Raw genomic sequence first — 21,919 nt, forward strand, 5'->3', positions numbered from 1 at the left:
TGTCGCGTCCGGCGCGGGCGCCGGGGAACGGCTGCCACCGCCCGGCACGCGAACCGGCTGCCGGTTCCCACCCTGGCCGCCGGGGCGTGCGCCCACCACCGCTGCTGGGCCGAACGGCCGCGCGGGCCGGCCGCGCGCCGTCTTCGGCCCGGGAGTGCGGGGACCGGTGTACGGGCACATCCATGCCGCCGCGCTGCGGGCCGTCGTGGTCCACGGCGGCGCGGACCTTCCGGCGGACGGGCCGGGCACCTCCCAGGACCTGGCCGCGCGCTCCGGTACCGGAGCGACCCGGTGCGCCGCACGGCCGGCGGGGTCGAGGAGCTGCTGATGTGCGGAGCTGCCGGTTCGACGAGCTGCCGGACCGCTCCGGGGTCCGGCTCCATCACGTCGTGCCGACCTCGCGTCGTGCCGACATCGCGTCGTGCCGACCCCGGTCCGTGCCCTCGGCCATCGAGGCCGAAGCAGCCCGACGCCCGGTCCAGCGCACGAGCGGCGGACCGGGCGTCGGATGAGTGGTGGACCGGGCGGGCCAGTGAAGTGATGTGCCGTCAGTTCGTTGTGGTGCGGCGGTCGATGACGGTGCGGAGCTTGCCGCTGGTGGGGGTGCGCTCGAAGGCGTCGATGGGGGCGGTCTCGACCGTGCAGGTCAGGAGCGTCTCCGTGCCGGCCGCCGCGCCGAGTTCGGGGATCCGGTCGAGCAGCGCCGTACGGGCCTCGTCAGGGTCCGGTGCGTACCGGCTGTCCAGGCGCACGGTGAGGTGCTCGCGGTCGGCCGCCGAGGTCAGCACGAGCTGCACCTCGCCGCGGTAGCCGAGGTGCTCCTCGGCGACCTGGGTGAAGCGGCGGTAGTTGAAGTGGTAGGTGCCCATGCGGAACACGTCGCCGTAGCGGCCGAGGAGTTCGATGCGGGGGGTGTGGCTGCCGCAGGGGCACACACCGTCGACGGCCCGGCCCAGGTCGCCGATCTCGTAGCGCTCCAGGCGCTGGCCGGCTCTGGTGCGGGTGGTGAAGACCAGCCGGCCGGGCTGCCCGGCGGGGACCGGGCGGTCGTGCTGCGGGTCGAGGATCTCCAGGGTGTGCAGGTCGGTCAGGACGTGGTGCACCGTGCCGTGGGCATGGGTGCACTGGTAGCCGAGCGGGCCCAGGTCGGTGCTTCCGTAGGCGGCGGAGCGGATGAGTTCCACGCCGAACGTCTCGGTGAGGATGCGGCGTTGCTCACTCGTGAAGTGCTCGCCGCCGTAGAACACCTTGCGGATGCCGCCGTAGGAGCGCAGCCGCTCGCCCTGGGTGTGGAACAGCTGCCACAGGTACGACGGCATCCCGAAGAGGGTGTCGACCCGGTAGGTGACGAGGGCTTCCGCTATCGCCTCGTGGTCGGGGCCGGCGGCCATCGGGATCTGGGTGGCGTCGAGGCGCTCCAGGATGGAGAAGAAGCTGATGAAGCTGCCGTACATGCCGCCGCAGAAGAAGAGGTTGGCGGCGCGGTCGTGGGCCGGGTCGAAGCCCGCGGCGAGCAGGCCGTGCGCCGAGGCGCGCATCTGCGTGTCGTAGTCGTCGCAGGTGAAGACGGACAGCGCGGGGGCGCCGGTGGTCCCGCCGCTGCGGAAGTACAGCTGGGCGTGCTCCGGTGCGAGGGAGCGCAGTTGGTCCTGCGCCGCCGCCTTGTCCATCAGCGGGCCGGTGGGCGCGGCGGGCGGGGCGGCGGCGGAGACCAGGTCGTCGAGGCACGGGGTCGCGGCGAACTCCGCGCCGGTGGCCTGCACGCTGACCCGCCGGCTGTAGCGCTGGAGGGCGTAGACGCCGTCGTGGGGCTCGCCGTGGTAGCTGTCGAGCATGGCGCCGAGCGGGGTGACGCGCTGGACGCCCGCGGTGATCAACGTCCTTGCCAGCGCGGCGATGTCGGTACGGCTGCCGCCCACCGAGGCGGTCTGGAGGTAGCGGCGCATCGGCCGCAGCGTCGCGGTGATCTCGCGGCGGGGCAGCGGTTTGATCCAGACGGTGCGGTGGAGGGGGGAGGCGGCGAGGGCCGGGCGGGTGTCGGCGAAGACCCGCCAGCTGCCGTCGCCGGCGGTGACGACCTTGGTCAGCCCCAGGTGCTGCTCGGCGCGGGCGACCAGCTCGGTGGTGGTGATCTCGGCCTGCTCGGCCGCGCGCGCCAGGTCGGCCCGCTCGGTCCCGCCGGCGGCGCCCGCCGGCACCGGGAACTTCGCGGAGACCTCGTCCAGTACGGCGGCGAACTCCTCGGCGAAGGCGAAGAGTTCAGCGGAGGGGGAGGCGCCCGGGGTGCCGGCGTCGCCGGTCGTGGTGTCGTCGGCCCCGGTCTCGTCGGTCCCGGTGTCGAGGTAGACGACCTGGGGGCTGGAGCACGCCTGCTGCTCGAACCGGCAGACGTCGGCGGCGAGCGCGGCCAGGGCGGTCCGGTCCGTCCAGGCGTCGCGGGCCAGATACGCGAACGAGATCTTGTGGCCCCATTCGACGAGCCGGCACCCGGGGGGAACCAGGGCCGCGACGCCCTCCACGGCGTCCTCGCCGCCCCATACGGCCACCGCGTCCGCCGGCGCGCACATCAGCCGCATCAGGTCCTGGCGGCTGGAGGGGAAGCGCAGTGCGACGATCCGGCGGCCGACGGCCCCGGTGGGGTCGGCGGCGGCCAGCTCGGCGAGCAGCTGCAGGGGGAGCGGGGTGTCGGCGCTGCTGGTCTTGAGGACGTTCACGTTGCCGGCGAGGAGGCCTTCCACGACGCTCAGCGGGGCGACCGCCGCGGCGTTGCCGGGCGCGATGTGGACGAGCAGGCCCACCGGCGCCCATGCCTCGTAGGTCGTCTCGCGCGCGTCGGGGCGGGTGAGGCGTTCGGGGCGCGGTCCGCCGAGTTCGCGCCGCAGCTTGCGTTCGAGGGCCGGCCGGGCGAGGGCGTCCGCGATCTCGGCGAGGGTCGCGGCGGCTTCCTCGTGCCCGGCGGGCGCAACGTCGCCGTGCTCCGTACCGCTGGTGCCCGCGGCGCCCGTCAGGTGGCCCATGAGCCGGGTGCGGACCGCGCCGTCCGGGGTGCGCAGGGCGCGGCTGAGGGTGTCGCAGGCCGTCAGGACGGTCTCGGTGGACAGCGGCTCGGCCAGGACGCGGGCGACGAGGGCGGGCAGCTCCGCGAGCCGCTCGGCGGCCTCGGCGTCACCGATGAACGAGCCCTGCCAGAAGTGGGGTTCGGAGATCATGCCATTCCCTTCAGGAGTTCCGCGGCGGCCACCGCGCAGCTGCGGTTGCGGCTCACCCCGGCGCGGCCGTGGATCGTGAACCACGGGGTGGCCAGGGGGCAGCCGCAGGCGTCCCCCGGGTGCAGTGAGGCCAGGTCCCCCATCACGACGCTCTGCGCCGGGACGGAGGTGATGTACGGGGAGACCAGGTGCAGGTAGCCCGGCTCCCCGTAGGGCAGCGGCTGGAGGGTGCGGGTGTCCCGTACGGCGGCACGGGACCAGACCGGTACGTGCAGCCGGTGGTGTGCGCACTCGATGTAGGGCACGCAGTGCTCGACGGAGCCGTAGGTGTCCCGGATCCGCTCCGGGGGGATGCCGAGCTGCCGGGTCACCTCGGCGTAGAAGTCCTCCTTGGCGATCTGCCGGTCGGCGTGGCCCTTCCAGCCGCCGCCGAGCACCACCAGCGACCCGGGCGGGAGCTGGAGCGGCGGCAGGCCGGCGGCGCGCATCCGCTCCAGGGTGAAGTGCAGGAAGGCCGGGAAGCCCAGGATCCGTACCGGCAGGCCGTCGTCGGCGTAGCGCCGGAGGGCGGCGATGCAGCCGTGCACGTCGAACTCGTGGCCGCTGCCGGTGTGCCGCAGGGCGTGCGTGGTGTGCCGCGCGGGGGCGAAGTCGCACAGGTAGTTGTCGGTGAAGGAGGTGCCCAGGCGCACCTCGGGGGCGGGCTCGTAGCTGTAGAGCAGGTAGTTGACGGGCTGGTCGGGGGTGATCCAGCCGTAGTGCTCGAAGATGCGGGCCACCATGCGCTGCGCGGAGCGGATGGTCCACCGGTCGTAGAACATCTGCGACTTCTGTCCGGTGGTACCGGACGAGGTGAGGTGCAGGAAGACCTCGTCGCGCGGGACGGAGAGCACCTCGTGCCGCTTGAAGAAGTTGGCGTGCAGCAGCGGGGTGCGGGTCCGCTCGCCGACGGTGGCGGCCGGGGCCTCCGGGGTGTCGGCGAGGAGGGAGCGGTAGAGCGGGGAGCGGTCCGCGTGCCAGGCGTGGGACTCGGCCATCGCGGCGGCGAACAGGGCGTCCGCCTCCGGGCCGTCGGTGTAGGGCGACGGGATGTCGCACAGGCGCTGGACGGCGGCGAGGGCCACCGGGTCGGGGACCTCGACGGGAGCGAGATGCGGGTTCATCGGACAACCTCGTGGTGGGGCAGGTAGGTCGACGCCCAGGCGGTCAGGTACGCGCTCAGGTAGGGCTGGAGCAGCGGGCTGACGGCCGTGGTCCGGAAGTCGATCTGGCGGTCGGTACGGGAGAGGACGACGTAGTCGTGGAAGCGGTCGCCGATCCGGCGCATGGCCGGATAGCCCGCGCTGGGCACGAAACCGGCGGCGAGGAACGCGTGCAGCCCGGCCGTGTCGGACAGCGGCACCAGCGTCTCGACGTAGTCGGCGCCGGCCCGGCCGAGCGCGGCCATGACCGAGTCGAGAGCCGCGGTGGCGGCCGACGCGGACGGCTGCACCGCGACCAGGGCGCAGCTGCCCGCCGCCTGGTCGAGGTCGGCGTAGATCTCGAACTCGCCGTCCGGCGGCGTCAGTACGGTGTTCGGGGTGCGCAGCGGGGAGTAGGCGCCCGCGGGGTCGGGGAAGCGGTCGCGGAAGCGGCGGCGGACGAAGCCGGGCGCGGTGATCACTTCCATCGGCGTACGGGTCTTGGTGTGCGGGGCCGCGGGAGGGGCCAGCAGCGCCCCCGGGGCCGTGCCGCCGCCGGGGCTCAGCGGTGCGGACGGCTCCGCGGCGGCGAGGGGGAGCCCCCCGGCCGCGTACGAGATCCCGGTGCTCTCCTCGGCGGCGCCGAGCAGCGGCAGCAGCGCCCCCGGTACGGCGGCGACCGGCTCCCGGCGGTCGAGGACCCCGGGGGCGTAGCAGGCGAACAGGGCCAGGGTCTCGCAGCCGGACACGTCCGCGGCGTTGGGCAGCAGGCCCAGGGGCCGGTATCCGTTGCGGGCGACGACGCGCTGCGGGGCCTGGGTGACCATGCGGACGGTGGTGTGGACGGAGTCCAGCGCACCGGTCGCGAACGCGTCGGCGGTGACCGCACCGGTCAGCCGGCCCGCCAGCCCGTGCTGGCGGTGGCGCGGGTGCACCGCGAGGCCGACGAGCTTGCCGACGCGGTTGCCCCGGTCGGTCTGCACGACCACGGACCCGGCCAGTTCGCCGGTGTCGGCCCGGCGCGCGGTGAGCCAGTGGCAGTGCGGGTCGGTGATCAGGCGGTGCATCTCGGTGGGGTCGCTGCCGAGGGCCACCGGATAGCCGTGGCCGTACACGTCGAAGTACAACTGCCGGAGTTCGGCGATGTCCTGGGGCGTGGCCGGCAGGATCGTGGCGGTCATCGGGCTTCCTCCAGCGGCACGTTGGCGGGCGCGGCGGTGGCGGACGCCGTCGGGGCGGCATCGGCGGTCGCGTCCGGTGGGGCCGTCGTACGCCTGCCGGACCACCACAGCGCCACGGCGAGCGGAACCAGCCCGACGGCCTGGAGCAGGCACAGGGTCCGCGGCGAGAGGTGGTCGCCGAGCGCGCCGAAGACCAGTGAGGACAGTGGGAAGGTCGCGCCGAGCAGCGCCTGCATCATGGCGAAGAAGCCCGGCTTGTCCTCTGCCGGGACCAGCCGCTGGAACAGCGCGACGAACCGCACCCCGATGGCTCCCACGCACCAGCCCGCGACGACCAGGGCCGCGACGGCCGCGGTCCGGTCGGCGAACACGCCGGGCGTGCCGAGGGCCGCGGCCGTCAGCGCCAGGCAGGCCCCGCCGAGCGTGGTGGCCGATCCCGGCAGCCGCGCGCCGGTGAACGACCCGATGAGCGTGCCGATGCCCAGGGCCGCTTCCAGCGCGGCCACGGTGGAACCGTGGGCGTGCAGCACGGACCGCGTATACAGGGGCATGACAACGTAGATCGCGGTGGTGAAGAGGTTCACCGCGGCGAAGCAGAGCAGCACCCGCCGGATGAAGGGGTGGTCGGCCAGGATCTGACGGAGCGTCCGCCGGGACGCCGCATCGCCGGACGGGGCGTCCGCGTCCCCCACCGCGGTCCCGCGCGGGAAGCGGGTGAGGGCCACCAGCGCGGCGGCGGCGAGGTACGCACCGGCGCATCCGGAGACGATGCCCGTCAGGTCCCAGGCGTCCACGACGAGCGGTCCGAGCAGCCCGCCGGCCAGGCCGGCCAGGGACTGGGTGGCGAGTTCGAACCCGGTCGCGGCCTCGATGTCGGCGTCGTCGACGAGTTCGGGGACCGAGGTGGTCAGGCACGGGTCGAAGAGAGCCTGGCAGCCCGCCAGCAGCAGCGCGGCCCCGTAGGCGACGACCGCCGGGGGCGAGGCCGCGTACGTCCAGCCGGCGGTGGCGGCGGCCACCAGGCCCGCCACGGCGGCGGCCGAACCCAGCACCGTGCGGTGCCGGCAGCGCGCGATGACGGTGGCCACCAGCGGGGCGAGCGCCACCGCGGGCAGCGTGCTCACCGCGAGGAACACCCCCGACGCCAGGCCCCGGTCGCCCTCCCCGCCGGCGGCGTGGCCGACCAGCCACCACACCACGCCGACCTGGAACATCCGGCCCGCGGCCTGGGTGAGCACCTGCGCGGCCCAGACGGCACCGAAGGCCCGGTTGCGCAGCACGACCGGCAGGCGGCGCGGGGCCGCAACCGGCGTCATGAGTGCGGCCGTTCGTCGATGACCCGCTTCAGCTTGCCGGTGCGCGGGTTGACGACCAGCTCGCCGTGCCGGACCCACTCCACGGCCAGCGGGTGGATGCGAGCCGCCTCGACCTCCTCGGCGTACATCTGCCGGGCCGCGAGGATCTCCTTGGCGACGGCGCCCGCCAGATGCCCGAGCCCCGCCTGCTCGGCGTCGCCGCCGGCCGGATCCCCGTCGACGGCCAGCCGCAGGACCAGCCCGTCCCGGCCCTCCCAGCGGCGCACCACGAGCTGGATGCCGATCACCAGGCCGGTCGGGTCGGCGGCGCGCACCAGGTCGTGCACGTCCTGGGTGTAGAGGGACACCGCACCGATGCGCACGCCTTCCTCGGCCCGGCCGAGGATCCGGAAGTGCCCGGCGTCGGCGTCGGTCCATTCGGCCCGGTCGCCGACGGGGTAGCGGATGACGGGCATCAGCCGCCGGCGCAGGTCGGTGACGACGACGCGGCCCGCGACGCCCTCACGGGTGAGGGGCTCGCCGGTGTTCTCGTCCAGGATCTCGACGACGGTGTGCGGCGTGAACGCCCGGTGGACGCGGGGGTCGGCGCCCGGTACGGCCTGGCCGAGAAGCCCGGAGTCGACACCGGCGTAGCCGATGGAGCGGGCCTGCGCCCGCGGGAACGCCCTGCGGAGCAGCGGCCGCTGGTCCTCGTACAGTCCCTCGCCGCCGAAGAACAGGATCCGCACGCCGGGAAGTTGGCGCCCGGCCCGTACGAGATGGTCGGCGAGGGTGCAGAGCGTCGTTGTCGTGCCGGCGACGACATCGACGTCGAATTCCTCCAGCGTGTGCACCGTTGATTCGAGTGGTGCGGCGCCTCCTATCGGCAGCCGGACGTTGGCGACGGGGGCGCGGTGGAGGGAATCCAGGATGAAGGTGAAGCTCGCATAGAGTTCGCCGGCGTAGAAGAGGTCGGCGACCCGGTGGCCGGGGCGCAGCCCGGCCTCGACGAGTCCGCCGCCGAACGCGGAGGTGAATTCCCGCCATTCCTCACGGGTATAGACGGAGAACTTCGGGGAGCCGGTGGTGCCGCCGCTCTTGAAAACCACCGCCTCATCGAGCGGTCCGGTCAAAAGACGGTTGTCGCGCGGGGTGTTGGCGCGCCAGAATGCGTCCTGGGGGACGACCGGCAGTGCGGTCAACTCGTCCACGTGGTCGGGGAGTCCCGCGTAGAGCTCCCGGTAGAAGGGCGAGTTGCGCCGCACGAAGCGTATGAGTTCCGTTAATTGTTGAACGGGCATTGCTTTCCTGTTTTTTGGCATTCGGAAGGAACTGGCGCCACGGGGTGTGCGGCGCCAGTTCTTGGCGTGGTGTCAGCGGCGGGCCGCTCGGGAATCCCGGTCGGGGCTTCTTCGTAGCGGCATTCGGTGGCGACTGCTTCGATCGGTGATGTTATGTCATGAACGATGTTCCGGGTGACGACCGACTCCGTCGTCAACGGGTTTTTTATACCAGACGCATTACAGTGGATGCCCCACGCATCCACCCGGTTCCTTTGCTCGTGGTGACGTACCTCACCAAGCGGCTTTAGCGCGCGCCGGCCGGATGCCGGTGAATGGCCGAATGTCGAACACCGTTAGCTGCAAAAAGAGTTCGTGATCCGCATAACCATGCGTCGGCGCGCGTCAGGTGACCGAGAAGCCGCCGTCCACGAACACCGTCTGGCCGGTCACATACGCCGCACCCGGACCGGCCAGGAACACCGCGGCGCCCGCGACATCGGCCGGCTCGCCGTTGCGTCCGGCCATCGTGCGGCGGGCCATCGCCTCGGCGCGCACCGGGTCGGCGAAGACCGCCTCGTTGAGCGAGGTGTGGACGAAGCCGGGCGCCAGGGCGTTGACGCTCACGCCGTGCCGGGACCACGCCTCCGCCTGGGAGCGGGTCAGGGCCGCGAGCCCCGCCTTGGAGACCCCGTACGCACCGCTGTTGCCGAACGCCCGGACCGACTGCTGGGAGGCGATGTGCAGGATCCGCCCCCAGCCGCGGTCCGCCATCCCGGGTCCGAAGCGCTGCCCGAGCAGGAACGCGGCATCCAGGTTGACGGCCATCGTGCGATCCCAGTCGGCGGTGCTCAACTCGCCCATCGGCGGACGGGGGTTGACGCCGGCGGCATGGACCAGGATGTCGGGCTCGCCGAAGCGCCGTACCGCCTCCGCCGCGCCCTCCCGCAGCGCGTCCCGGTCGCCCAGGTCGGCGGCGACCCAGTCCGCCGCGCAGCCCGCCGCCCGCAACTCCCCGGCGGCGGTGCGCAACGGATCCTCCCGGCGGGCCATCAGGACCACCTCGGCCCCGGCGCGGCCCAGCGCCTCGGCGATGGCCCGGCCGATCCCGGAACTGCCTCCGGTGACCAGGGCCCGGCGGCCGGTGAGGGAGAAGAGCGCGTCAAGATAGGCGGCGGACATGGGGGGTTGACCTCCTGCGGGGTACGGAACGGGGTAGGGCCGGGGGCGGCTCGTGGCCCGACGATCACACACCCCGCCGGCCGCCGGAAGCCGCCGCGCGACGGGCGGTCGGCTTCCCGGAGCCGGCGCGCGGCGCCGATCGGGACCGGCGGAACACGTGCTTCCGCGCCCGGCGGGGGCATCATCACGCGATGGAGCCCACGCTGCCGGTCCTGTTCCTGGACGTCGACGGACCGCTCAACCCCTGGATGGCGAAGCCGCACCGGCGTCCCGACGGGTACACCGCGCTGCGGATGCGCCCCACCGGCTGGGAACCGCCGCGCCCGCCGCTGTGGGTATGGCTGAATCCGGACCACGGACCGCTGCTGATGGGGCTGGGTTGCCGGCTGGTCTGGGCCACTACCTGGCAGGCGGAGGCGAACGCCTGGATAGCGCCGGTGCTGGGCCTGCCGGAACTGCCCGTGGTGCACTGGCCGCGGCTGCACCGGCGGGACCCGGAACGTGTGCACTGGAAGACCCGGCACCTCGTCGACGTCGCGGCCGGGCGGCCGTTCGCCTGGGTGGACGACGAGATCGGTCGGTGGGACACGGTGTGGATCGCCCGCCACCACCCGGGCGCCGCCCTCCCCTACCGGGTCGATCCGGCCACCGGGCTGCGGCCGGACGACTTCGCGGTGCTGCGGGAGTGGGCGGCGGGGCAGACGGCGGGGGCGTAGCGCCCGTCCGGTGGACCCTGGCCGGTCCCGTACGGCGCTCCCCGCCGCGCGGGTGCCCGCACCCGTCTCAGCCGACCAGGTCCAGCACCGGCCGCAGCCCGTCCGGGCGGCGGTCCACGGGGAGATGGTCCACCGGCAGGTAGGCGCAGCCCAGGGCGGTGGCGCCGCCGTCCGCGGTGCGGTCGTCGCCGACCATCAGGACGCCGGCGGGGGCGAGGCCCAGCTCCCGGCAGGCGAGGGCGAAGAGGGCCGGGTCGGGTTTCTGGCGGCCGTGTTCGTACGAGAGCACGCAGGCGTCCAGATAGCGGTCGAGGCCGTGGGCGCGCAGGACCGGGCGCAGGTCCCAGCCGATGTTGCTGACGACGCCGGTGCGGATACCGCGGCGGTGCAGTTCCGCCAGCACCCCGGCGGCGTCGGGGTAGGGGATCCAGGCGTCCGGGGTGCGGTGGCGGTCGTAAAGCGCGTCGTAGAGGGAGTCCGGCAACTCGGGCCGGGGGAGCGGGACCCGGCGGGCCAGCGCGGTGTAGAGCGCGCGGTGGCAACGGGCGTCGCGGTCCCGGACCTCCCACAGGGCGCGGAGCCCGGCGGGCAGCTCGGCCAGAGAGGGAGAGGCGCCACCGGGGAGGGCGCCGGCGCGCTCCAGTGCGGCGGCCAGCCGGGCGATCCCGGCGTCGTCCAGCACGGCGGCACCGGCCGCACCGGCCGCGGCCAGGGCCGCGCGCAGCCAGGACTCGGCCGGCTCGATACGGAGCAGGGTGCCGGAGAAGTCGAAGAGCACACCCCGGATCCGGCCCGCGGTCCCGTGGGTGCCGTCGTCGTCGCTCGTCGTCATGGTCGCCATCCTCGCGGGTCGGCGGCGGTCGGTCAGGTCAGCGCGCGCAGGCCCGGCATGAACGTCACCAGCAGCGGGATCGCGGGGACCAGCAGCGCGCACGCGGTCAGCCGCAGCCGCCGCGCCGGGGTGAAGCGGGCGCCCGGGGCCAGCAGCCGGTCGACCCGCTGCGGGACCTGCGCGTGCTGGTCCGGGCAGGGGCCGAACACCCCGCGGTCCTCGTTCAGTTGGACCAGGGCGAGCGCTATCGTGACCCGGCCGAACCGGCGTGAGGCGACATCGTCGGCGGCCATCTCGACCAGCCGGTGCACCTGGTCGCGGAAGGCGGCGAAGACCGGGATCTGCGGGAAGCCGGCGGCCAGCGCCGACGCGCAGTGCAGCAGCACGTCGTGCCGGGCCCGGGCATGGCCCTGCTCGTGGGCGATCAGCGCATCGAGCTGACGCCCCTTCAGCCGCTGCAACGCCGAGGTGGTGATGACCAGTTGGGGCGAGGAGTGGTGCAGCCACCAGGCGCCCGGGCGGCCGTCCTCCAGCACCACCAGGCGGCCGTCGCGGGGGTCCTCGCCGGGCAGCAGCGGCGAGCGCCGCAGCAGATCGGCCCGGCGCTGCCGGCGGCGGGCGCGGGCCGCCCCCACCTCACGGGTCAGCGCGAACGCCGTCCACGCGCCGCCGCCCGCCAGCAGGACGGCCAGCACCCCGGCCCAGGGCCCGTACGTGTTGAGGGCGTACGCCTCGACGACCGCCCGCGGGGCCGGTCCGAACACCGGGCTGCGGACCTGCTCCCACGCGGCGGCGGCGGTCAGCGCCATGGCCAGCACGCAGCACAGCAGGACTCCGGCGACCACGCACTGCCACACCCACAGGGCCAGCACCGGCTCGCGGTCGGGCCAGTCCGAACGGGCCATCAGCCGGGGCGCGGTGGCCGCGGCCAGCACGCCGAGAACCATCAGCGCGAGGGGGACCATCATGCCGTCACCCTATGAGCGGCCCGCTACCGGTTGGTACGGTCGCACCGAGGATGTGACGTACGCCACGCGTGGCGGAAGTGTCGCACGTGGCCGATACGGAGCGGTGCGGCCCCCACGGTCCGGCGGGGACGGTATGCCCCGGCTCCGCCCGGGCGTTCACAGCGCCAGCAGCATGGCGAGCATGCCGATACCCATGGCCACCTGGCAGGCCCGCAGCACGACGGGCGGTCCGGCCGCCGCCCCGGTGGCCGTTCCGATGGCCGGGGCCAGCCGGATCCCGGCGGCGATCACGTACACCGCGTAGTACGCCAGCAGCAGTCCGGTCAGCAGCGGCACCCCGGCCGGGGCCGCATGCGCCCTCCCGCCCATGCCGTCCATGCCGCCCGCGCCCGCCATTCCCGCCATCCCGGCCATGCCGCCGGCGCCGTGCGCCCCGCTCATACCGGCCATCGCGAGCGCCATGTAGACCATCGCCGCCATGCCCACCGCATGGTGCAGATGGCGGCGGGCCAGCGCCCACAGCCCGGCCGGGCCGAAGACCGCGGTGAACAGCCAGGGCGACCACGCGGGCGGCGCCACGGCGGACGCGGGCAGCGCCATCACCGCCATGCCCAACGCCATCAGGCCCTCGCCGCGCGCCGTCCTGCGCACCGCGGCCGGACCGGTACGCATACGGGACAGGCAGTACGCGCCGGCGCCGGCGCACAGCAGCACCAGCAGCCAGCCGACCAGCGGAGGTGTGTGCACGGGGCGCCTCCCCGGGGATCCGTGCGGAGCGCGATCACGGCCGGATCGCGAGGGTCGGTGCGATACGCCCGCAGGATGCCCGTCCGGACCCCGGCACACGGGAGCGCACGGGCGCACCCGGGGAGCGCAGGGAGTGCGGAGCCGGCCGCGGCGCCACCCCGGGCGGCCGGTGAGCTCCCCCGCACCGGCGCGCGCCGCTCCGGTCAGCCCGCCGCGCGCTTTGGCCCGCACCACGCGGTGAGCGCGGCCCGCAGCGGCCCCGCGTCCACCGCACCCTCCGCGGCCCACGCGAGGTAGCCGTCCGGGCGCACCAGCAGCGCCGCGGCATACGGCCGTTCGGCCTCGGCCCGTACCACAGTGACCCGGTCCGACCACGGGTCGGCGGCGTCCAGCGCCGCCGACCCGCCGCCGTTCAGCCCCAGCAGCAACGGGCGCCCGGGGCGCAGGAGTTCGGCCAGCCGGGTCGGCCCGCCGGGCGCCGTCAGCGAAAGGTCGCGGGCGAACGTCCCCACCAGCGGGTGGTCGTCCGGCGCGCTGCCGTAACGGATGCCGGTGCCGTAAATGATCTCGCTGAGATAGGTGTTGACCTCGTCCATGCCCATCAGGTCGACGAACATCTCCCGCAGCGCGTCGACCTGCGGCCCCGGCCGCATCAGCGCCACCTGCGCCCGGGTGTTGTGCAGCACCCGCGCGGCGACCGGGTGCCGCTCCGCGCCGTAGCTGTCCAGCAGCCCCTCCGGGGCCCCGCCCCGGCACTGCGCGGCCAGCTTCCAGCCCAGGTTGAACGCGTCCTGCATACCGAGATTCACGCCCTGGCCCCCGGCGGGGAAGTGGATGTGCGCCGCGTCCCCGGCCAGCAGCACCCGCCCGGCGCGATAGCGGCTCGCCTGCCGGGCGCTGTCGGTGAAGCGCGTGACGTGTTCCGGAGCGGAGAGCGTCACGCGCCGGCCGGTGACCCGGTGAATGCTCTCGGTCAGTTCCTCGACCGTCACCGGGCTCTCCAGGTCGTCCGGCACCTCCCATTCGGTGACCGCGATCCGCCCGTCCGGCATCCGCATGTACCAGCCCCCTTCGGTCCGCTGCCAGCCGGCCGGCAACTCGCCCCCGCCCTCGACCTCGAACACCCCGCGGCCCATCCGGGACACCACCGACGGCCCCGTACCCGGGAAGGCGATACCGGCGCTCTTGCGGACGGTGCTGCGCCCGCCGTCGCAGCCGACCAGGAAGTCCGCGCGCAGCGGGTAACTCCCCTCCGCCGTACGGATGGTGACCGTCACCCCCGCCTCGTCCTGCGCCAGCCCGATGACCTCCTGACCGTGGCGGACGACGGCCCCCAGGGCCTCGGCGCGCTTGCCGAGCAGTTCCTTGACGATCTCGCGGGGGAGCATCAGGCCGTGCGGCTGCTCGGCCTCCGCCTCGTTCCGGCCCAGTTGGTATATACCGGCGAAGTGGCCGCGCGTGCCGTGGTCGTTGAGCCGCCGGCGGTAGTCCGCCAGGCCCCCGACGCCGTCCTGGGCGGCGGCGAAGTCGCTCAACAGGCCGCGCCGGTCCAGGGATTCCAGGGTGCGGGCGTGCAGGCTGAGCATCCGCGGCTCGCCCTGACCCGGCTGTGCCTGCTCCAGGACCAGCGTCGCGATTCCGTGGAGCCGCAGTTCGCCGGCCAGCAGCAGCCCGACCGGCCCGCCGCCCGCGATGACGACGTTGACGTGTTCCCTGCCGAGGTGTTCGGAATTTCCCATGGCCGGGACGCTAGCGGCCACCGGAATTCCCCACCAGTTCCCGCCGTGCAGACCACAGTTGCACCGGACGCAACCCCGGCCGAAGGCCCTGCTCGGAGCCCTCGCCGGGGCTGCTCCGGGTCCGTTCCGGCACGGAGTTCCGGGGTGGAATCCGGGGCGGAGACCGGCGCCGACGTCAGGGCCGGTACCGCAGCGGGTGATCCGCCGGCACCTCCACGATGACGACCTTGTGCCCGTCCGGATCTCCAGGCCACAACTCGTTCGCCCGGGGGCGGAGGCTGACCTGGATGGTGGTGCGGTGCACCAGGCGGGGTCAGGGGGGAGTGAGGCTGTCGAGTTGGGCGGCGAGGCCGGGGTGGGTGGCTGCCAGGTGGGGGCGGGTGGCGGTCAGGGGGGCGATGAGGTCGGCGGGGTCGTTGTGGGCGAGAGCCGCGTGGAGCTCGCTGAGCGGGCGGCGGGCGGTGGGGGGCAGGTTTGTGAGGGCGGTGATCTGGCCGGCGAGGCGGCGTAGGTCGGCGGCGTTGTGGCGGGCCCAGGTGGCGGTGGTGCGCTGGGCGGCGCGGGCCTGGCGGGTGGCGGTGACGCGCTGTTCGCCGGTGGTGCCGGCGGGGCCGGGGCGGCCGCGCAGGTAGCGGCGTTCGGCGGCCTGGCGGCTGGTGACGCCGAGGGGGTGGGCGAGGTCGGCCCAGCTGGCGCCCGCGTCGCGGGCGGTTTCGATCAGGCCGGTCTCCCATCCGGCGAGCTGCTCGCGGACCTGCCGCAGCAGCATCAGGGAGGCCAGGGCCTGCTCCGGGCCCGGCCCGGTGCCGGGGCTGCCAGGGGTCTCGTGCTGGGCTGTGTGCAGGGCGTCGTTTATGGCGTTGAGGGCCGCCGCGGCGGCGAGGAACGACGCCGGGCTGTGGGCGTCGGTGCTGGTTGTGGACGGCTGGTCTGCTGCGGTCACGGGCACCTCCCTCGTCATGTCATCAAGTCGACGACATCATGTTTGTCATCCATTGGATGACATGTTACAACGGTGTCAGTGCAGCGCATTGGCAGCAACTGCCTACAAACCGCTGGAGGTGTTTCACGATGTTGATGCGCACTGACCCCTTCCGTGAGCTGGACCGGCTGGCACAGCAGCTGATGGGCCCGGGCACCTGGTCCAAGCCGTCGGCGATGCCGATGGACGCCTACCGCGAGGGCGACGAGTACGTGGTGGCCTTCGACCTCCCCGGTGTCACCGCGGACGCGATCGACATCGACGTCGAGCGGAACATGCTCACCGTCAAGGCCGAGCGCCGGCCGGTGGCGAAGGCCGACGACGTGCAGATGGAACTGTCCGAGCGGCCGCTGGGCGCCTTCTCCCGCCAGATCGTGCTCGCCGACACCCTCGACACCGAGCACATCCAGGCCGACTACGACGCGGGCGTGCTCACCCTGCGCATCCCGATCGCCGAGCGCGCCAAGCCCCGCAAGATCTCCATCGGCGTCGGCTCCGGCCGCAAGGAGATCTCCGGCTGACACCAGCCGGCCGGACCGGTGCGGAGGACAGGCACCTGATCTCCTCCTCATCACCCGTCCTCCGCACCCCTGGACAGTTCGAACAGGAAAGGGGCGGCCGAGATGACTCTGCGACGCGAAGCGTTCCTCGATCACGTGAGAGAACGCGGTGAGTACGAGACCGTGCAGGAAGCGGAGCGGGCGGCCCGCGTGGTTCTCGCCCTGCTCGGCGCGCACCTGGTCGGCGAGGTCCGAGCCCAGCTCGCCGCACGCCTGCCGGAGGAATTCGCACTGATCCTGCTGAACCCGCTGCAGAGCGCCGAACCGCTGCCCCCCGAACGGTTCGTCCGCGCGACCGCGGCCTGGATCGAAGGCGCCACCGAGCACACCGCGACCTGGGACGTCAGCGCCGTCCTGTCCACGGTCGCCGACACCGCCGGCAACGACCTGACGGGGCAGATCCTGCTCCAGCTCCCCGCCGGCTACGACCTCCTCTTCGGCCGCCCACAACCCACCTGACCAAGACCTGGAGTGGTGCCACACCCCCGGGCGCCACCCCATCCCGGCTCCGATGAAAGGCATGCACAGCAGTGATCACCGACGTACGCGCACCTCAAGGGCACCAGCAGCCGTACGAGACGGCGTACGAGCAGATGCTGGAGAAAGTCCGCTACGAGGGCGCCTACCCCACCCGCGAGAAGGCCGACGAAGCCGTCCGCCTCGTCCTGGGAGGGCTCGGGCGTCAGCTGACCGGCGACGAACGCGTCGACCTGGCCGCCTGCCTGCCCCTGGAGGCCGCACGTGTCCTGACCGCACAGATCCCCGACACCCAGCCGCTGACCGGCTGGGCCTTCGTCAAGGACCTCGCCGCCCGCTCCGGCGCCTCCCTGGCCACCACCCGCTGGGACACCGGCTCCGTATTCGCCGCCGTCACAGCCCACGCCGGCCCCGACCTGATCACCCGCATCCTGTACCAGCTTCCCACCGGCTACGCCCTGCTGTTCGGCCGCGCCGAACTCGCCCCGGCCGCGTAAGCGGGCACCCGGAGCCGTAACAGAGGCCCGCCCCGACCCCCGCCGGACGGTCTCGTACTGGTGAAGTCCCCGATCGCGCGGATCGGGGACTTCACCTTGCTGGTCACCGTCCGGGCCACGCTGGCCCGGACCCCCGCCGATCCCGGATTCGTCCTCAGAACCCGTTCTCACTCAAAAGCGGAACGGACCCCCTTCTGAGACTTGCATTGTGCGAAAATCCGGGCCCATGACAGACCCTCAGCCCCCTTCCTCGACCGACCGGTCGGACGCGGACGACGTGGAGCAGCACGCCTGTCCGAAGTGTGGCGCCCAGCCCGGCTCGCCCTGCCGCTCGCGCGGCGGCGCGGTCGCCTCCGCCTACCACACCCGCCGCTTCACCATGGTGCCCCGGCTGAAGAAGGCGCTGCGGGTCCCGACCCCGGCGGACCGGGGCCCGGGCCGGCCGTGGCGGCCGGGCACCCCGCCGCCGGCGCCCATCGACCCGGACCTGCCGAGCGCGGACATCCGCATCGGCTACGCGCGCTGCTCGACGCTCGGGCAGGAACTTGATTCCCAGCTCGACGCGCTCGCGGGGCACGGCATCCCGAGGGACAAGATCTTCAGCGAGAAGATCAGCACCCGGGTGCGGGTCCGCCCGAAGTTCGAGGAGGCGCTGAGGACGGCGCGGGAGGTCAAGGCACACGCCCCGCACTGCCGGGTCATCTTCACCGTGTACGAGATCAAGCGGCTCGGCCGCGACGCCGCCGAACTCACCGCCCTGGCGGACCATCTCACCGCCCACGGCCTCATCCTGGAGATGCTCGCCGGCCCGCTGCCCGGCATCTACGACCCCACCGGGCCCGGGAAGCTGCTGTTCGCGTTCTTCGCGGCAATGGCGGAGACGGAGCGGGAGAACATCCGGGAGTCGACGCTGGAGGGGCTCGACACCGCGGCCCGCAAGGGCAAGCACGGCGGCCGGCCCCCGGTCATCACCGACGACATGCTCCACACTGTGCTGCGGCGCCGCGCGGGCGGCGAGTCCGTCGAGCAGATCCAGCCCGACCTGATCATCCCCATCGGCAAGCGCAAGGACAGAACCCCTCCGTCGCCAGCATCTACCGGGCCCTCGCCGAACACGCCAAGCGCGAGGCGTACCCCGAAGCCGTCGCCCAGGCCCACTCCGACTTCGCAGCCCTCCAGGCCAGCGGCGCGCTTCCTGAGCCCCGTACCGGAGCCGAGGCCGTGGCGACGCGGTGACGGCCTCTGTCGCCGGGCGGGATCAAGGGGCTGACCCCCGCCTGCGACGAGCGTCCCGCCGACGCTCAAGGAAGCGGGGCCAGCCAGCCACCCAGCACACCAGGATTCTGCTCATCAATCACGGAGCAAGATCATCCCATGGCCCCTTTTGGGCTCACCTCGGCGATACCCCAGGTAGCCAGGCCGGTGGGGTCGGTGGAGATGACAGTGCGGTTGGCGACGGTGGGGGTGGGTGGGGAGGCGCCGAGGTGGTGCAACCACCAGGCGATGGAGGGGATCGGGAGTGGGGTGGGGGAAGTGTCGCGGGGTGTGTCACGCCAGACGCCCGGCCGGATCGCGCAACTGCCGCCACGGCCGTCGAGATAGACGTAGCGGTCCGTTGGGACTACTAACGGCTCGTCCAACACTCGGAGACGCTGATCACCTGGGCAGCCATCACCCTCATGACCAGGCGCCTACGACGTGTCCGACGGCTCCTATCAGGCCCGCGCCAGGCAGGCCATGGGCTGCCTTCCCGGCGGTGCTGACCAGTCTCGCGGTCACCGGCGGCCTCGTCGTCCTCGCGGCGCTGAGCCCGGTCGGTCGATGCCGCGTTCTGGGTGAGGTCAGCCGAGCGTGTGGACGTACGGGGTGGTGGTGGCCAGCGGTACGAACCCGAGGCGTCGCAGGATCGGACGGCTCTGGTCGGACGCGTCGACCTGGAGGTAGCGGTAGCCGTGTTCGGCGGCGATGCGGGTACGGAAGGCGACCAAGGCCCGGTAGACGCCCCGGCCGCGCCACTCCGGCACCGTGCCCCCGCCCCACAGGCTCGCGAAGGACGTCCCCGGGTGCAGCTCCATCCGTGCGGCGCTCACCGGCACGTCACCGGCCATGGCGACGACCGCGGGAGGCAAGCCGGCGGCCAACTGGCCGAGCAACAGATGCCGATGGTACTGCCGTGCCTCGCCGAACGCCCGCTCCTGCGCGGCCACCGCGAGCTCGACCCCGGCAGCATCGGTAACCGGGAGCAGGCGAACACCCTCGGGCAGCTCGACACTCGTGGGCAGGTCTTTGATCTCGGCGACCATCAGCGTCTCCTCCGGCTCGGGTACGAAACCCGCTGCCCGCAGCCGTCCGGGCAGGTCGGCCGGCCGGTCGTACCCGTACAACTTCCACTCGAACCCGCGCCCGAGCCAGGTGAAGTACTCCACCTGTTCCGCGATCGCGGCGTCTGCCGTGGCCTCGTCCAGCTCCGACCAGACGACCCCGTTCCAGCCGTCGGCGTCTGCGCCCACATGACGTACGACGCCGCCCACCCTCTCTACCCGGGCTCCGGGCCCATCGGCCCGGATGCCCTGCCGCATCTCGCGATCGAAGACCGCCAGCACTGTGTCCTGATCCATCCGCTCACTCCAGCATCACCAGGCGCACGAGGCAACGAAAAATGAGCGGACCGAACCGGCCCCTACCCGAACCGGGCCCAGCCACGGCCTCCCGGTAGCCACCCTTGACCTGCGTGGACTTGAGGCGACGACGACAAGAGTGCGCACGATGCCGATGCCATCACTGCTTTAAGTCCACTAACTTGACATTTAAAGTTGCGAGTTGGAACGCGATACAGACATCGGGTCTGGAGACAAGCGCCACTTGTCTCCAGGCCCAACGGCTACAGGCGGTGCCGCCGATCCGGCACTCCTGAGCGGATGCGCCGAAGTCAACTGCTGACACTTCGCCCTGATGACTTCGTAGTCAGCAGGATCGTCACGGGACCAGCAATGGACCTCGTTCTGTCCGCTCAGCTGTCCTGTGCTGCCAGTGCCGCGACCGCGGGGATCGCTGCGAAGGCTTTGTGCATGTGCCGGATGAGTGCAGGGCGGTCCTGCCGTGCGGTGTGTGATGCGGTCCATGCCTCCAGCGCGCAGTGCCAGGCGGCGAGCATGAGGTCGAGCAGCAGGCGTAGTTCGGTGTGGCCGGGGACCTGTCCGGCCAGCCGGTCTGCGACGATGCGAACGACGTTCGCGGAGACCTCTGAGCAATGGCGAAGGCTGTGCGCGGTCAGCGTGGGGGTGCGGTCGGCCAGGCTGCGGCTGGCCAGGAAGCGCTGCTCCCAGCCGTCCGTCATCTGTTCCAGTGCCGCGAACAGCGCGTCTTTGTAGGCGCCAAGCAGGTGCTCGCCGGTCAGGGGCCGGGTCTCGATGTCGGTGAGGTAGGCGGCCCACAGTTCCTTCTCAGGGGCCAGTGCCACGTCTTCCTTCGAGGTGAACGTGCGGAAGAAGGTGCGCTTGGAGACTTCTACCGCATCGACGATCTCGTCGAGTGTGACCGCGGTGAAGTCCCGAGCGGTGAACAGTTCGAGGGCCGTGTCGACCAGATCTTGACGGGTCCGCAGCTTCTTGCGCTCACGCAGCGGCAGTTCCTTCGGGTCCTTCTGCACAGGATGAAGCCTACCAGCAGCTTTTGCCACTTGTAAGCTTATGCCACTCAGTGGCACTATCTCTCGCCATGAAGGCACTGACGATTGATCACTCAGCCCCAGGAAGCCTTGCGTTCACCACGGTCGCCGACCCCGAACCCGCCGCCCACCAGGCCCTGGTCCAGGTCCACTCGTTCTCCCTCAACGCCGGCGAGGTCCACCATGTGGTCCCCGAGGGTGAAGCCGGTACGGTGCCCGGCTGGGACGCCGCGGGTGTGGTGGTCCGGGCAGCCGCCGACGGCTCCGGTCCCGTGGCCGGCACCCCCGTCGTCACCGTGGGGGACGACGGCGCCTGGGCCGAACTGCGCGTCGTGGACACCGACTTGATCGGCACCGTGCCCGAAGGAGCCGACCTTGGCCCGATGAGCACACTGCCGGTCGCAGCGGGCACGGCCCTGCGCGCCCTGCACCGCATCGGCCCGATCCTGGGACGACGCGTGCTGGTGACCGGCGCGGGCGGCGGCGTGGGCCGCTTCACCCTGCAACTCGCGGCCCGGGGCGGCGCACACGTCACCGCAGTGACCAGCGATCCGGCGAAGGCGGACGCGCTGTGCGCACTCGGCGCCGACGAGATCGTCACCGACCTGGCCGCGCTCCAGCACCTCGAACCGGTGCACGGCGTGGTCGAACTGGTCGGCGGCGCCCACATGGTCGCCGCACACGGTGCCCTGGCCGAGAACGGCGTGCTGGTTGCTGCCGGGCACATATCCGGCGACGGCGAGCAGTTCCCCTACGGCGCCCTCTTCGGCAACGGCCGTCGCCACAACCGTCAGATCGCCACCTACTACCTGCTGGACGATGCCGTAGGTCTGGGCGCCGACCTCACCTGGCTGGCCGCACTCACCGCCCGCGGCGAGCTGGACCCGCAAGTCGCCCTGCGTACCGACTGGACGCAGGTGGCGCGGGCAGCCGCCGAACTGGCAGGCCGCCGCGTGCCGGGCAAAGCCGTCATTGACATCCACTAGGCGGACAGAAAGACGTCCGCTGCTGGTCCCGTGACAACCCTGCGGACTGCGAGCCATCAGGGCGAAGTGTCGGCAGTTTACTTCGGCGCATCCGCTCAGGAGTGCCGGATCGGCGACACCGCCTGTAGCCGTCGGGTCTGGAGACAAGTGGCGCTTGTCTCCAGACCCGACGTGTGTATCGCGTTCCAACTCGCAACGTTAAACCTCAAGTTGAGAAGCTGTTTTCAACGCCCAGCCTCCCTGGGTAAACCGTCAGCACCGCAACTCCTCCGGGCCGTCCAGCAGCTGGGCCGTACGCTCCAGCGAGCGCGCCAGGTGCGGGCCGGCCAGGTGCGCCTCGAAGGCATCTCAGGGCTCCCGCTCGTCCACGACCACCCAGGAGCGCGGATCGTCCGGGTCCACGTAGTTCCGGTACGACAG

At 72.7% G+C, this 21,919-nt stretch carries 20 protein-coding genes and 1 pseudogene; 6 read left to right on the forward strand and 15 right to left on the reverse strand.

Translation table 11 applies throughout. The features are described 5' to 3' along the window. Positions 1-548: 548 nt before the first annotated feature. The 6 genes from GR130_RS13155 to GR130_RS13180 form a co-directional block, all read right to left on the reverse strand. Positions 549-3,209, reverse strand: coding sequence for an acyl-CoA reductase (locus GR130_RS13155; protein ID WP_159504898.1), 2,661 nt, complete (start codon positions 3,207-3,209; stop codon positions 549-551). After that, positions 3,206-4,372, reverse strand: a complete 1,167-nt coding sequence (locus GR130_RS13160; RefSeq protein WP_159504899.1) for a LuxE/PaaK family acyltransferase — start codon at positions 4,370-4,372, stop codon at positions 3,206-3,208. Before GR130_RS13160 ends, GR130_RS13155 begins: the two co-directional genes overlap by 4 nt. Next, the gene (locus GR130_RS13165; RefSeq protein ID WP_159504900.1) at positions 4,369-5,571 is read right to left on the reverse strand and encodes a GNAT family N-acetyltransferase; all 1,203 of its coding nucleotides are present in this window, start codon (positions 5,569-5,571) and stop codon (positions 4,369-4,371) included. The genes GR130_RS13160 and GR130_RS13165 overlap by 4 nt, the downstream gene beginning before the upstream one ends. Further along, positions 5,568-6,887 carry an MFS transporter gene (locus tag GR130_RS13170; protein ID WP_159504901.1) on the reverse strand — a complete coding sequence of 440 codons (1,320 nt, stop codon included), beginning with the start codon at positions 6,885-6,887 and terminating at the stop codon, positions 5,568-5,570. The genes GR130_RS13165 and GR130_RS13170 overlap by 4 nt, the downstream gene beginning before the upstream one ends. Next, positions 6,884-8,167 (reverse strand): phenylacetate--CoA ligase family protein, encoded by a 1,284-nt coding sequence (locus tag GR130_RS13175; protein ID WP_159504902.1) that lies wholly within the window; start codon positions 8,165-8,167, stop codon positions 6,884-6,886. The genes GR130_RS13170 and GR130_RS13175 overlap by 4 nt, the downstream gene beginning before the upstream one ends. A gap of 384 nt (positions 8,168-8,551) precedes the next feature. After that, a complete protein-coding gene (locus GR130_RS13180; RefSeq protein ID WP_159504903.1) occupies positions 8,552-9,328 on the reverse strand; it encodes an SDR family NAD(P)-dependent oxidoreductase in 777 nt (258 codons plus the stop codon). Between the two features lie 191 nt (positions 9,329-9,519). Here GR130_RS13180 and GR130_RS13185 point away from each other — a divergent pair, with 191 nt between their 5' ends. After that, positions 9,520-10,044 (forward strand): HAD domain-containing protein, encoded by a 525-nt coding sequence (locus tag GR130_RS13185; RefSeq protein WP_159504904.1) that lies wholly within the window; start codon positions 9,520-9,522, stop codon positions 10,042-10,044. Between the two features lie 67 nt (positions 10,045-10,111). Here GR130_RS13185 and GR130_RS13190 read toward each other — a convergent pair whose 3' ends face one another. The 6 genes and pseudogenes from GR130_RS13190 to GR130_RS13215 form a co-directional block, all read right to left on the reverse strand. Then, the gene (locus tag GR130_RS13190; protein ID WP_236573001.1) at positions 10,112-10,876 is read right to left on the reverse strand and encodes an HAD family hydrolase; all 765 of its coding nucleotides are present in this window, start codon (positions 10,874-10,876) and stop codon (positions 10,112-10,114) included. 32 nt (positions 10,877-10,908) lie between these two features. Further along, complete coding sequence (locus GR130_RS13195) at positions 10,909-11,844, reverse strand: M56 family metallopeptidase (protein ID WP_159504906.1); 936 nt, start codon at positions 11,842-11,844, stop codon at positions 10,909-10,911. A 156-nt stretch (positions 11,845-12,000) separates the two neighbouring features. Next, positions 12,001-12,591: a DUF5134 domain-containing protein gene (locus GR130_RS13200; RefSeq protein ID WP_201304874.1), complete on the reverse strand. Its 591-nt coding sequence runs from the start codon at positions 12,589-12,591 to the stop codon at positions 12,001-12,003. Between the two features lie 203 nt (positions 12,592-12,794). Further along, a complete protein-coding gene (locus GR130_RS13205; protein WP_159504907.1) occupies positions 12,795-14,330 on the reverse strand; it encodes an FAD-dependent monooxygenase in 1,536 nt (511 codons plus the stop codon). Positions 14,331-14,505: 175 nt separating this feature from the next. After that, positions 14,506-14,589 (reverse strand): annotated as a pseudogene (locus GR130_RS40465) (VOC family protein); the annotation flags it as partial. Between the two features lie 54 nt (positions 14,590-14,643). Then, complete coding sequence (locus GR130_RS13215; protein ID WP_159504908.1) at positions 14,644-15,273, reverse strand: type III effector protein; 630 nt, start codon at positions 15,271-15,273, stop codon at positions 14,644-14,646. A gap of 128 nt (positions 15,274-15,401) precedes the next feature. Between GR130_RS13215 and GR130_RS13220 the strand changes: the two genes are divergently transcribed. The 4 genes from GR130_RS13220 (at position 15,402) to GR130_RS13235 (ending at position 18,116) form a co-directional block, all read left to right on the forward strand. After that, entirely contained in the window at positions 15,402-15,833 is a 432-nt protein-coding gene (locus tag GR130_RS13220) for an Hsp20/alpha crystallin family protein (protein ID WP_100602389.1), read from the forward strand. Positions 15,834-15,935: 102 nt separating this feature from the next. After that, on the forward strand, positions 15,936-16,331 hold the full coding sequence (locus tag GR130_RS13225) for a DUF2267 domain-containing protein (protein ID WP_100602390.1): 396 nt from the start codon (positions 15,936-15,938) through the stop codon (positions 16,329-16,331). Positions 16,332-16,402: 71 nt separating this feature from the next. Next, the gene (locus tag GR130_RS13230; RefSeq protein WP_100602391.1) at positions 16,403-16,846 is read left to right on the forward strand and encodes a DUF2267 domain-containing protein; all 444 of its coding nucleotides are present in this window, start codon (positions 16,403-16,405) and stop codon (positions 16,844-16,846) included. A 226-nt stretch (positions 16,847-17,072) separates the two neighbouring features. Further along, complete coding sequence (locus GR130_RS13235; RefSeq protein WP_236573002.1) at positions 17,073-18,116, forward strand: recombinase family protein; 1,044 nt, start codon at positions 17,073-17,075, stop codon at positions 18,114-18,116. Positions 18,117-18,213: 97 nt separating this feature from the next. On the opposite strand, the gene GR130_RS13240 is transcribed toward GR130_RS13235, so the two are convergent. The 3 genes from GR130_RS13240 to GR130_RS13250 form a co-directional block, all read right to left on the reverse strand. Continuing rightward, a complete protein-coding gene (locus GR130_RS13240) occupies positions 18,214-18,489 on the reverse strand; it encodes a hypothetical protein (protein WP_159504909.1) in 276 nt (91 codons plus the stop codon). A 198-nt stretch (positions 18,490-18,687) separates the two neighbouring features. Then, on the reverse strand, positions 18,688-19,464 hold the full coding sequence (locus tag GR130_RS13245) for a GNAT family N-acetyltransferase (protein WP_159504910.1): 777 nt from the start codon (positions 19,462-19,464) through the stop codon (positions 18,688-18,690). A 392-nt stretch (positions 19,465-19,856) separates the two neighbouring features. After that, positions 19,857-20,495 carry a TetR/AcrR family transcriptional regulator gene (locus GR130_RS13250; RefSeq protein ID WP_159504911.1) on the reverse strand — a complete coding sequence of 213 codons (639 nt, stop codon included), beginning with the start codon at positions 20,493-20,495 and terminating at the stop codon, positions 19,857-19,859. 68 nt (positions 20,496-20,563) lie between these two features. Here GR130_RS13250 and GR130_RS13255 point away from each other — a divergent pair, with 68 nt between their 5' ends. After that, positions 20,564-21,499 carry a zinc-binding dehydrogenase gene (locus GR130_RS13255; protein WP_159504912.1) on the forward strand — a complete coding sequence of 312 codons (936 nt, stop codon included), beginning with the start codon at positions 20,564-20,566 and terminating at the stop codon, positions 21,497-21,499. The last annotated feature ends 420 nt before the right edge of the window (positions 21,500-21,919 follow it).

Source organism: Streptomyces sp. GS7, from assembly GCF_009834125.1.
Lineage (GTDB): Bacteria > Actinomycetota > Actinomycetes > Streptomycetales > Streptomycetaceae > Streptomyces.